The following is an 11021-nucleotide window of genomic DNA, read 5'->3' as shown; positions in this document are numbered from 1 at the left end:
AAAGGCTGGTAGGAGTGGTCAGAGATTGCTTGCGTCCACTTTGTGGTTCCCAGAATACGGGCTCCATACCGCGGGTCGTGTTCGCAAAGACACGACCTGCACACCGCACCCGACACTGCTCGGGGCGGACAACTGAACACACGCATGACGTGTGACCCAGATTTGACCACCACCACGCCTTCGGCTGGTGGGTGTGTCTGAGAGGGTTACGGCGGCCATAGCGAGAGGGAAACGCCCGGTCACATTCCGAACCCGGAAGCTAAGACTCTCAGCGCCGATGGTACTGCAGGGGGGACCCTGTGGGAGAGTAGGACACCGCCGGACACCAATTCACGATGGCCACCCAGAAATGGGTGGCCATCGATGTTTAACCAGAGGTTCTCCCTGAGAGCCGCTAGCCGCTCGACGCGGCGCCGTGAGGAGTGACGATGTCCGAGGACCGCACGTCCGGAAGCGAGAGCGTCGAGCTCGGCGATCGTCTCGACGACATCGAGCAGTCGCCCCTGGCATCGCGGGCGGCTGCCTACGCGGAACTGCAGGAGCAGCTTCGGATCCGGCTCGAGGGTGGTGACTCCGCTCGATGACCGACTCCGAGGACCAGCGGCTCGATACCGCACTCGCCACGCGAGGCATCGCCCGCTCCCGAGTGCATGCGGCGCGCATGATCGCCGACGGTGTCGTCACCGTGGACGGTGCGCCGGCGCTCAAGCCGTCGATCCGAGTGCGGCCCGAGCAGGAGGTCGCCGTCGCTTCGCTCGACCACTACGTCAGCCGCGCGGCTCACAAGCTGATCGCCGCGCTGGACGCCTTCCCCACCGTGCGAGTCGACGGCGCGAACGCCCTGGATGTCGGCGCTTCCACCGGCGGCTTCTCCCAGGTGCTCCTGGAACGCGGAGTCGCGTCGGTGATCGCGCTCGACGTCGGTCACGGGCAGCTGGCGCCGCGGATCCGCTCGGAGGAGCGAGTGCGCGTCGTCGAGGGCTTCAACGCCCGGGAGATGACGGCGAGCTCGCTCGCAGCGGCCTCTCGAACGGCTGACGTACCGGACCTCGTCGTCGCGGACGTCTCCTTCATCTCCCTGTCGATGGTGCTGCCGGCCGTCGCCGCGTCCGTCGCGCCGACCGCCGATTTCGTCGTGCTGGTCAAGCCGCAGTTCGAGGTGGGCCGCCTGGGCATCAAGGAGGGGATCGTCCGCGATCCGGAGCTCCGGCGCGAGGCGCTCTCGGACGTGCTCTGGTCCGCCTGGGACGCGGGGCTCGGGGTGGCCGGTCTGATCGCCTCGCCGCTCCCGGGTGGCGCTGGGAATCAGGAGTATCTGGTGCACCTCCACCGCGACCGCGGAACGATTCCGACAGAATGGAGGGACGCGGTCACCGCGCTCACCCTCGGGTGACGCGATCGTGTCCGCCGCCGTCGATCGACCCGAAGGACACCCACTCGATGCAGTCCCCTCCTGGCGAGCGCAACATCCTCGTCATCGCCCACACCGGACGGGCGGACTCCCTCGAAGCGGCGATCCTCGTGGTCGGACGTCTCCGCGGGTCCGGAGCCCGGCCCGTGCTCTGCGCCGACGACAAGGGCGACATCGTCCGTACCGCACCCGAGCTCAGCGACGTGGCCGTCCTCGGTGCCGACGTCACGCTGGAGGAGATCGAGCTGGTCTTCGTGCTCGGCGGCGACGGCACGATCCTGCGCGCGGCCGAGATCGTCCGGACCGGCACGGCTCCGCTGCTGGGAGTGAACCTCGGCCATGTCGGCTTCCTCGCCGAGAGCGAGCGCGACGACCTCGACGACGCGGTCGCGCGCGCACTCGACGGCGACTACGCCGTCGAGGAGCGGATGACGCTGCAGGTGCGCGTCAAGATCGACGACGCCGTCGTCTACGAGACCTGGGCGCTCAACGAGGCGACCGTCGAGAAGGGCAGCCGCGAGCGGATGCTCGAGGTGATGGTCGGCGTCGACGGCCGCCCGCTCTCCAGCTTCGGCTGCGACGGCATCGTCGTCTCGTCGCCCACCGGCTCGACCGCCTACGCCTTCTCCGGCGGCGGTCCCGTCGTCTGGCCCACGCTCGAGGCCATGCTGCTCGTGCCGCTCAGTGCGCACGCCCTGTTCGCCCGCCCGCTCGTCGTGGGGCCGGACTCCAGCCTCGCCGTCGAGGTGAAGGAGCGCACCGACGGCGTCGGCGTGCTCTGGGCCGACGGCCGCCGCACCTACGAGCTGCCGCCCGGCGCCCGGGTCGTCTTCCGGCGTTCGCCCGTGCCGGTGCGCTTCGCGCGCCTGCACGACGCCCCGTTCACCGATCGCCTGGTGCAGAAGTTCGGTCTCCCCATCCGCGGATGGCGGGGGTCGGCGGAGACGGAGTAGCCGCATGCTCGAGGAGCTGCAGATCCGCGACCTCGGCGTCATCGCCGAGGCGACCCTCCCGCTCGGACCGGGATTCACCGCCGTCACCGGTGAGACCGGTGCCGGCAAGACCATGGTCGTGACCGCGCTGGGCCTCGTGCTCGGTGCGCGCTCCGACGCCTCCGCCGTCCGCTCCGGCAGCAAGCAGGCCTGGGTGTCGGGCCGCTGGCTCGTGCCCGAGGAGGGTGCGGTCGCGGATCGCGTCCACGACGCCGGCGGCGACCTCGACGGCCCCGAGCTGCTGCTCGCCCGCTCGGTCTCAGCCGAGGGGCGCGGCCGCGCCGTCGTCGGCGGCCGCAGTGCTCCGGTCAGCGTGCTCAGCGAGCTGGCCGATCAGCTCGTCGTGGTGCACGGGCAGTCGGACCAGATCCGGCTCCGCTCGGCGGCCGCGCAGCGCGACGCGCTCGACCGCTTCGGCGGGCCCGAGCTGGGGGAGGCCCTGCGCGACTATGCGAGCGCCTTCGAGCGCTGGCGGGCCAACCGCGAGGAGCTCGACGAGCTGACCACAGCGCGCGAGTCGCGGGCGCGCGAGGCGGAGCGACTCCGCAGTGCGCTCGCCGAGATCGAGGTGGTCGCTCCGCAGCGCGGCGAGGACGTCGAGCTCTCGACGCAGTCCGAGCGGCTCGGCAGCATCGAGCAGCTGCGCATCGCCGCGGGGGAGGCCCGCGAGGCGGTGTCCTCGGAGGAGCTCGACGGCCGCGACGCCCTCGGTCTCGTCGAGATCGCCCGCCGAGTGCTCGAACGCGCCGCGGAGCACGACGCGGCGCTCGAGCCGCTGACTCAGACCCTCGGTGAGGCGTCGGTGCTGCTCGGCGACGTCGCGGCCGGCCTCTCCTCCTACCTCGCCGAGCTCGACCTCGACGGCGCGCACGACCTCGAGCTGATCGAGAACCGCCGGGCGGAGCTCTCCGCGCTCGCGCGCACCTACGGGCCGACCCTCGACGACGTGCTCGACCTCGTCGACTCCTCCGGTCTGCGACTGCTCGAGCTCGACGGCGACGACGAGCGGATCGCAGCCCTCGAGGCCGACACCGCCGCCGACGCCGATCTGGTCGAGCGGCTCGCCGACCGGCTGACCGAGCTGCGCACCGCGGCCGCCGCCGAGCTGGGCGCGCGGGTGAGCGACGAGCTGACCGCGCTGGCCATGGCCGATGCGCGCCTGCACGTGCAGGTCGGCAGTGTGAGCGAGCCGACGGTGCACGGGCGCGACTCGGTGGAGATGCTGCTGCAGCCGCACACCGGCGCCACTCCGCGCGCGCTCGCGAAGGGCGCTTCCGGGGGAGAGCTCTCCCGGGTGATGCTCGCGATCGAGGTGGTCGTGGCGGCGAACGATCCGGTGCCTACGTTCGTCTTCGACGAGGTCGATGCGGGCGTCGGCGGTGCGGCGGCGATTGAGATCGGGCGCCGGCTGGCGCGTCTGGCCGAGACCTCGCAGGTCATCGTGGTGACCCACCTCGCCCAGGTCGCGGCCTTCGCGACCAACCACCTCCGGGTCGAGAAGGGCTCGGACGGCTCGGTCACCTCGAGCGCGGTGACCCAGCTGGATGCGGAGGAGCGGGTGTCCGAGATGGCGCGCCTGCTCTCCGGGCTGACCGACTCCGAGAACGCGCTGGCGCACGCGCGCGAGCTGCTCGAGTCGAGCCGGCGGCGCTGACTCCGGCCGGTGCGCCGCCCCCCGACCGGTGCGAAATCGGCGGGGGCGGCGCCCGGACCCGGTTCTGCTGTTACGGTGGAACCCCGTGGTGGACAATTCGAACTCGGGCCTTTCCTCTTCCTCTTCCGACACTTCTGCGGCCGGGCGCGACACCGCCCCCGCGAAGGTCACGAAGCACATCTTCGTCACGGGCGGGGTCGTCTCCTCGCTCGGCAAGGGCCTGACGGCCGCCAGCCTCGGCAACCTGCTCACCGCGCGCGGACTGCGCGTCGTGATGCAGAAGCTCGACCCGTACCTCAACGTGGATCCCGGGACGATGAACCCGTTCCAGCACGGTGAGGTCTTCGTGACCGACGACGGCGCGGAGACCGACCTCGACATCGGGCACTACGAGCGCTTCCTCGACATCAACCTCAACCAGGCGGCGAACGTCACCACCGGTCAGATCTACTCCCGGGTGATCGCCCGCGAGCGGGCCGGCGAGTACCTCGGCGACACGGTCCAGGTCATCCCGCACATCACCGACGAGATCAAGCGCCGCATGCGCCTGCAGGCCGAGGACGACCCGCAGCCCGACGTGATCATCACCGAGATCGGTGGCACCGTCGGCGACATCGAGTCGCAGCCCTTCATCGAGTCGGCCCGCCAGGTGCGCCACGAGCTCGGCCGCCGCAACGTCTTCTTCGTGCACGTCTCGCTCGTGCCGTTCATGGGCGCCTCCGGCGAGCAGAAGACCAAGCCGACCCAGCACTCCGTCGCCGCGCTGCGCTCGATCGGCATCCAGCCGGACGCGCTCGTGCTGCGCAGTGACCGGCCGGTGTCGGAGTCGAACAAGCGCAAGATCGCGCTGATGTGCGACGTCGACGAGCAGGCCGTCGTCAACGCGAAGGACGTCGCCTCGATCTACGAGATCCCCTCGATGCTCAACGAGCAGGGGCTCGACTCGTACATCATCGATCAGCTCGACCTGTCGGCCGGCGAGGTCGTCTGGGACGGCTGGTCGCAGCTGCTCGAGGCCGTGCACGAGCCCAAGCACGAGGTGACCATCGGCCTGGTCGGCAAGTACATCGACCTGCCGGACGCGTACCTCTCGGTCACCGAGGCGCTGCGGGCCGGCGGCTTCGCGCAGCAGACCAAGGTCGTCCTGCGCTGGATCGCGTCCGACGGACTCGAGGACCCGGAGGCGGCCGCGAAGGCGCTCTCCGAGCTCGACGGCATCTGCGTCCCCGGCGGCTTCGGCATCCGCGGCATCGAGGGCAAGCTCGGCGCGCTGCGCTTCGCCCGCGAGAACGGCATCCCCACCCTGGGCCTGTGCCTGGGGCTGCAGTGCATGGTGATCGAGTACGCGCGGAACGAGGCAGGACTCGAGGGCGCGTCGTCCTCCGAGTTCGACCCGGAGACCGAGTTCCCCGTCATCGCGACGATGGCCGAGCAGGTCGAGATCCTCGCCGCCGGCGACATGGGCGGCACGATGCGCCTGGGTCTCTACACCGCCGATCTCGCCGAGGGCTCGATCGTCGCCGAGGTCTACGGAGCGCCGCAGGCCGCGGAGCGCCACCGCCACCGCTACGAGGTGAACAACGGCTACCGCGACCGCATCGCCGAGGCCGGCCTGTGGTTCTCGGGGACGTCGCCGGACGGCAGCCTCGTCGAGTACGTGGAGCTGCCGCGGGAGAAGCACCCGTTCTACGTCGGCACGCAGGCGCACCCCGAGCTGCGCTCGCGGCCGAACAACGCGCACCCGCTCTTCAAGGGGCTCGTGACCGCGGCGCTGGAGCGCCAGGAGGCGTCGCGGCTGTTCCCGGCGTCGGAGGCCGGCTCCGATGACTGACGCGACCGACTCCGTGCCCTCGGACGCGCCGGCCTCCGACTTCCTGCTCTCGGACGAGCTCGTCGAGCCCGAGATCCTCACCAGCGAGCGCGTCTTCGACGGCATGGTCTGGGGCGTCCGCGCCGAGACCTTCCGCTACGGCGACGGCGAGCTGCGCCGCGAGTTCCTCGACCACACGGGCGCCGTCGCGGTGCTCGCCCTGGACGACGAGGACCGCGTCGCGCTGATCAAGCAGTACCGCCACCCCGTGCGCACCCGCGAGTGGGAGATCCCGGCGGGCCTCCTCGACATCGAGGGGGAGGACGCCCTCGTCGCCGCGCAGCGCGAGCTGGGGGAGGAGACCGACCTGCGGGCCGGCCGCTGGGACCTGCTCTCGGAGTTCGCCACCTCGCCCGGCGGCAGCGACGAGGTGATCCGCATCTACCTGGCGCGCGATCTCTCCGCCACCGACGCCGCCTTCGAGCGCGAGGCGGAGGAGGCCGACATGGAGCTGCGCTGGGTCGCGCTCGACGAGGCGGTCGACGCCGTGCTCGCACGGCGGGTGCAGAACCCGTCGCTGTGCCTCGCGGTGCTCGCGGCGCACGCCTTCCGCGCGCGCGGCTGGGCCGGGCTGGGCGACGCCTCCTCGCCGTGGACGCGGCACCCGCGGGTCCGCCGGGGGTGACTCCGCCCGCGATCGCCGACGCCTTCCTCCGGCAGGCGAGCGTCGAGCGCGGACTCTCGGCGCACACGATCGCGGCGTACCGGCGCGATCTGGGGCTGTACCTCGGCTGGCTCGAGGAGCGCGGCGTCACCGATCTCGCAGCGCTCCGGCGCTCGGACGTGGGGGACTTCGCCTCCTGGCTCGCGGCGCGGGCCGAGCGGCCGCTCGCGGCGAGCTCACGGGCGCGCATCCTCTCGAGCGTGCGCGGGCTGCACCGCTTCGCGCTGGAGGAGGGGCACGTCGCCGACGACGTCGCCCACGACGTGCTGCCGCCCAAGCTGCCGATGACGCTGCCCAAGGCGATCACGGTCGAGCAGATGGCGTCGCTGCTCGAGGCGGCCCGGGGTGAGGAGCTGTCGGAGCTGCGCGATCGTGCGCTGCTGGAGCTGCTCTACGCCACCGGGGCGCGCATCTCGGAGGCGGTGGACCTGAGCGTCGACGACGTCTTCGACTCGGAGGTCGTGCGGCTGACCGGCAAGGGCTCGAAGCAGCGGATGGTGCCGCTCGGGAGCTTCGCGCGCGAGGCGGTGCAGGACTACCTGGTGCGGGCGCGGCCCGAGCTGTCGCGGCGCGGGCGGGCGACGCCGGCGCTGTTCCTCGGCGTGCGCGGGAGCCGGCTGTCGCGGCAGAGCGCGTGGCTGGTGATCCGCGCGGTCGCCGAGAAGGCGGGGCTGGATCGGGAGATCTCGCCGCACACGTTCCGGCACTCCTTCGCGACGCACCTGCTCGCAGGCGGGGCGGACGTGCGGGTGGTGCAGGAGCTGTTGGGGCACGCCTCGGTGGCGACGACGCAGATCTACACGCTGGTGACGGCGGACACGCTGCGCGACGTGTACACGACGGCGCACCCGCGGGCGCGGCGCTGAGGGGGCGGGGCGCATCATGCTGATCGAGTAGCCCGCGCAGCGGGCGTATCGAGATCCGCCAGCGTCGGAAGTGGAGTCTGCAGACCCGCCCTGCTGAGGACGGCGGGTCTCGATACGCCCCTGCGGGGCTACTCGACCAGCATGGAAGGGGCCGCTGCGGCTGCTCGACCAGCATGCGTATGCCGCTGCGCGGCTGCTCGACCAGCAGGCGCGCTCGAGATCGGCGGACGCCGGGGCGGCGGCGGGGACGACGACGGGGTCGCCGGTACACTCGACGGAGGCCGCGCGGGAGCGCACGCCGACACGGGAAGCGAGGCGACGCAGGTGACACGCAAGACGGACGACAAGGCCGAGCTCACCGGTCTCGAAGCCCCGACGCTCGGCCCGACCGGCCGGCCCCTGCGCGACTTCCCGCTCCCGGTGGAGCTGACCGGGCACGGGCCCGCGCGCATCATCTCGCTCTGCAACCAGAAGGGCGGCGTCGGCAAGACGACGACGACCATCAACCTGGGCGCGACGCTCGCCGAGTACGGCCGCCGCGTGCTGGCCATCGACTTCGACCCGCAGGGCGCGCTGTCCGCCGGGCTCGGCGTCGCCACCTACGACGCGATCACGATCTACGACCTGCTGCTCGGCACCGTCAAGGACCCGAGCGAGGCGATCCGTCCGACCCGCGTCCCGGGTCTGGACATCATCCCCGCGAACATCGACCTCTCGGCCGCGGAGGTGCACCTCGTCAACGAGGTCGCCCGGGAGACGATCCTGGCCCGCGTGCTGCGGAAGGTCAGCGCCGACTACGACGTGATCCTGATCGACTGCCAGCCGTCGCTGGGCCTGCTCACCGTGAACGCGCTCACCGCGAGCCACGGCGTGCTCATCCCGCTCGAGTGCGAGTTCTTCGCCCTGCGCGGTGTCGCGCTGCTGATCGAGACGATCGACAAGGTCCGCGACCGGCTCAACCCGGTGATCGAGCTCGACGGCATCCTGCCGACCATGTACGACTCGCGCACGCTGCACTCGCGCGAGGTGCTCGACCGGGTGGTCGACGCCTTCGGCGACAGCGTGCTCGAGACCGTGATCGGGCGCACGGTGAAGTTCCCCGACGCGAGCGTGTCGGGGGTGCCGATCACCACGTTCGCGCCGGAGCACAACGCGGCGAAGGCGTACCGCAAGCTCGCCAGGGAGCTGATCTCGCGTGGCGCGGTCGCCTGAGGCGCTCCTGCTCGACCAGGAGGCGGACACCGCCCCCGTCTCCCGCGGCTTCACCGTCGCGCTGTCGAACTTCGAGGGGCCCTTCGACCTCCTGCTGAGCCTGATCGCGAAGCAGCAGGTCGACATCACCGAGATCGCGCTGAGCGCGGTGACGGACGAGTTCCTCTCCTACCTGCACGGCATCGACACGGCGGAGGGGCTCGACCGCGCCTCGGAGTTCCTGGTCGTCGCGGCGACCCTGCTCGATCTCAAGATCGCCGGGCTCCTGCCGCAGGGCGAGCTGGTCGACGCGGAGGACGCGGCGATGCTCGAGGCGCGCGACCTGCTCTTCGCCCGGCTCCTGCAGTACCGCGCCTTCAAGCAGGTGTCGGCGTGGTTCGCCGAGCGGATCGACGCCGAGACCGGCCGGCACGTGCGCCAGGTGCCGCTCGAGGAGGAGTTCCGCGCGAAGAAGCCGGAGCTGGTCTGGACGCTCTCGCCCGAGGACTTCGCGGCGCTCGCCGCCTTCGCGCTCGCGCCGCGCGAGATCCCGACCGTCGGGCTCGACCACCTTCACGCTCCGCTGATCAGCATCCGCGAGCAGGCCGCGTACATCGTGGCCGTGCTGCGCGAGCGGACGACGGCGACCTTCCGCGAGCTCGTCGCCGATGCGGGCGAGAAGGGCGTGATCGTGGCGCGCTTCATCGCCGTGCTCGAGCTCTACCGGCACGCCGCGATCGCGTTCGAGCAGCCGGAGCCGCTCGGCGAGCTGACCCTGCAGTGGGTGGCCGAGAACTGGTCGGACGCGAGCCTCGCGCACCTGGGGGCCGACTATGACCAGTGAGCCCACGAGCACCGACTCCGCGGCCGTCGCCGGTCCTGGGACCGTCGCGTTCGAGATCGACCGCGCCGTCGAGGCGATCCTGATGATCGCGGACGAGCCGCAGTCGCTCGCCGCGCTCGCCACGGCGCTCTCGCGGCCGATCCCGGTCGTCCGGCAGTCGGTCGAGCGGCTCGCCGCGGACTTCGACGGCGCGGACGGCGGCATCCGCCGCGGCTTCGAGCTGCGCGAGGTCGGCGGGGGCTGGCGGGTCTACGTGCGCCGCGAGTACGACTCCGTCGTCTCGGACTTCGTGCTGACCCAGAACCCGACCAAGCTGTCGCAGGCGGCCCTCGAGACGCTCGCGGTGATTGCCTACAAGCAGCCGATCTCCCGCGGCCAGGTCGCGCAGATCCGCGCGGTCAACGTCGACTCCGTCGCGCGCACCCTCCTCGGCCGCGGCCTGATCGCGGAGGTCGGCAGCGACCCCGAGACCGGCGCGGTCCTCTACGGCACCACCGAGCAATTGCTCGTCCATCTCGGCCTCGCCTCGCTCGACGAGCTGCCGAAGATCTCCCCCCTACTGAGCGACGGACGGAACGGATTCGATGAGCGCGGCTGACTTGCCCGAGGGCGAACGACTGCAGAAGGTCCTCGCGGCCGCGGGGGTCGCCTCCCGCCGCGTCGTCGAGGAGATGATCGTCGCGCGGCGGATCCGCGTGAACGGCGAGGTGGCGAGCGAGCTCGGCCGCCGCATCGACCCGCAGAACGACCGGATCGAGGTCGACGGCGTCGCCGTGCAGCTGGACACCTCGCGGCGCTACGTGATGCTGAACAAGCCGGTCGGCGTCGTCAGCTCGCTCTCCGACGAGAACGGCCGGCCGGACCTGCGGACCTACACGCAGAACTTCGAGGAGCGGTTGTTCAACGTCGGCCGCCTCGACTCCGAGACCTCGGGGCTCCTGGTGCTGACCAACGACGGCGAGCTGGCGCACGTGCTCGCGCACCCGTCGTTCGGGGTGACGAAGACCTACATCGCGAAGGTGCACGGGCAGGTGCTGCCGCAGACGATCGCGGCGCTGACTGCCGGCGTCGAGCTGGAGGACGGCACGGTCGCGGCCGACAAGGCGCGGCTGCTCGGCCGGCCCGAGGGCCGCTCGAACGCGTCGCTCGTCGAGATCACGCTGCACTCCGGGCGCAACCGCGTCGTCCGGCGGATGATGGCGGCCGTCGGGCATCCGGTGCTCGAGCTGGTGCGCCGGCAGTTCGGCCCGCTGCACCTGGGCTCGCTGCGGTCCGGCGATCTGCGCGACCTGACCCGCGACGAGCTGGGTGCGCTGCTGACCATCTCGCGCCAGGGCGGCGAGGCGCCGGTGGAGAAGCCGGAGCCGACACGCCAGGCGAGCGCGGGCGCGCGGCGGCCGCGGCCGCAGATCGCGGACGTCCGGGGGACCGAGGGGCGCGGAGAGCGGCGGACCGAGGAGCGCTCGGTGCGGCGGTCCGAGGAGCGGCCCGTGCGGCGGTCCGAGGAGCGGCCGGAGCGCCGGTCGGAG

General features: G+C 71.8%; 10 protein-coding genes, 1 rRNA gene and 1 pseudogene. All 12 read left to right on the top strand.

The window, feature by feature from the left end; translation table 11 throughout:
- Positions 1-207: 207 nt before the first annotated feature.
- A 5S ribosomal RNA gene (gene rrf, locus EDF45_RS10035) occupies positions 208-324 on the top strand.
- 104 nt (positions 325-428) lie between these two features.
- Positions 429-584 carry a hypothetical protein gene (locus tag EDF45_RS21220; RefSeq protein WP_165909240.1) on the top strand — a complete coding sequence of 52 codons (156 nt, stop codon included), beginning with the start codon at positions 429-431 and terminating at the stop codon, positions 582-584.
- Positions 581-1393: a TlyA family RNA methyltransferase gene (locus EDF45_RS10030; RefSeq protein WP_123735989.1), complete on the top strand. Its 813-nt coding sequence runs from the start codon at positions 581-583 to the stop codon at positions 1391-1393. Before EDF45_RS21220 ends, EDF45_RS10030 begins: the two co-directional genes overlap by 4 nt.
- A 47-nt stretch (positions 1394-1440) precedes the next feature.
- Positions 1441-2364, top strand: coding sequence for an NAD kinase (locus EDF45_RS10025; RefSeq protein WP_123735988.1), 924 nt, complete (start codon positions 1441-1443; stop codon positions 2362-2364).
- Positions 2365-2368: 4 nt separating this feature from the next.
- Positions 2369-4057 (top strand): DNA repair protein RecN, encoded by a 1689-nt coding sequence (recN, locus tag EDF45_RS10020; RefSeq protein WP_123735987.1) that lies wholly within the window; start codon positions 2369-2371, stop codon positions 4055-4057.
- A 67-nt stretch (positions 4058-4124) separates the two neighbouring features.
- Positions 4125-5888 (top strand): CTP synthase, encoded by a 1764-nt coding sequence (locus tag EDF45_RS10015; protein ID WP_185019975.1) that lies wholly within the window; start codon positions 4125-4127, stop codon positions 5886-5888.
- A complete protein-coding gene (locus EDF45_RS10010; protein ID WP_123735986.1) occupies positions 5881-6552 on the top strand; it encodes an NUDIX hydrolase in 672 nt (223 codons plus the stop codon). The genes EDF45_RS10015 and EDF45_RS10010 overlap by 8 nt, the downstream gene beginning before the upstream one ends.
- Positions 6549-7457: a site-specific tyrosine recombinase XerD gene (xerD, locus tag EDF45_RS10005; protein ID WP_123736022.1), complete on the top strand. Its 909-nt coding sequence runs from the start codon at positions 6549-6551 to the stop codon at positions 7455-7457. The genes EDF45_RS10010 and xerD overlap by 4 nt, the downstream gene beginning before the upstream one ends.
- Positions 7458-7781: 324 nt before the next feature.
- On the top strand, positions 7782-8669 hold the full coding sequence (locus tag EDF45_RS10000; protein ID WP_123446039.1) for a ParA family protein: 888 nt from the start codon (positions 7782-7784) through the stop codon (positions 8667-8669).
- On the top strand, positions 8653-9492 hold the full coding sequence (locus EDF45_RS09995) for a ScpA family protein (protein ID WP_123735985.1): 840 nt from the start codon (positions 8653-8655) through the stop codon (positions 9490-9492). The genes EDF45_RS10000 and EDF45_RS09995 overlap by 17 nt, the downstream gene beginning before the upstream one ends.
- Positions 9482-10090, top strand: a complete 609-nt coding sequence (gene scpB / locus EDF45_RS09990; RefSeq protein WP_123735984.1) for an SMC-Scp complex subunit ScpB — start codon at positions 9482-9484, stop codon at positions 10088-10090. The genes EDF45_RS09995 and scpB overlap by 11 nt, the downstream gene beginning before the upstream one ends.
- A pseudogene (locus EDF45_RS21735) lies at positions 10077-10841 on the top strand (pseudouridine synthase); the annotation flags it as partial. The gene scpB and the pseudogene EDF45_RS21735, both read left to right, overlap by 14 nt.
- Positions 10842-11021 lie beyond the last annotated feature (180 nt).

Source organism: Rathayibacter sp. PhB186, assembly GCF_003751825.1.
Classification (GTDB): Bacteria; Actinomycetota; Actinomycetes; order Actinomycetales; family Microbacteriaceae; genus Rathayibacter; species Rathayibacter festucae.
The sequence above is the reverse complement of the archived record's forward strand: the minus strand, read 5'-3'. Positions and strand labels throughout refer to the sequence as shown.

What these genes read in the sequence shown, in the direction of transcription:
- EDF45_RS21220 (WP_165909240.1), top strand. Translation starts at nt 429, where the DNA reads ATGTCCGAGGACCGCACGTCCGGAAGCGAGAGCGTCGAGCTCGGCGAT.
- EDF45_RS10030 (WP_123735989.1), top strand. Translation starts at nt 581, where the DNA reads ATGACCGACTCCGAGGACCAGCGGCTCGATACCGCACTCGCCACGCGA.
- EDF45_RS10025 (WP_123735988.1), top strand. Translation starts at nt 1,441, where the DNA reads ATGCAGTCCCCTCCTGGCGAGCGCAACATCCTCGTCATCGCCCACACC.
- recN (WP_123735987.1), top strand. Translation starts at nt 2,369, where the DNA reads ATGCTCGAGGAGCTGCAGATCCGCGACCTCGGCGTCATCGCCGAGGCG.
- EDF45_RS10010 (WP_123735986.1), top strand. Translation starts at nt 5,881, where the DNA reads ATGACTGACGCGACCGACTCCGTGCCCTCGGACGCGCCGGCCTCCGAC.
- scpB (WP_123735984.1), top strand. Translation starts at nt 9,482, where the DNA reads ATGACCAGTGAGCCCACGAGCACCGACTCCGCGGCCGTCGCCGGTCCT.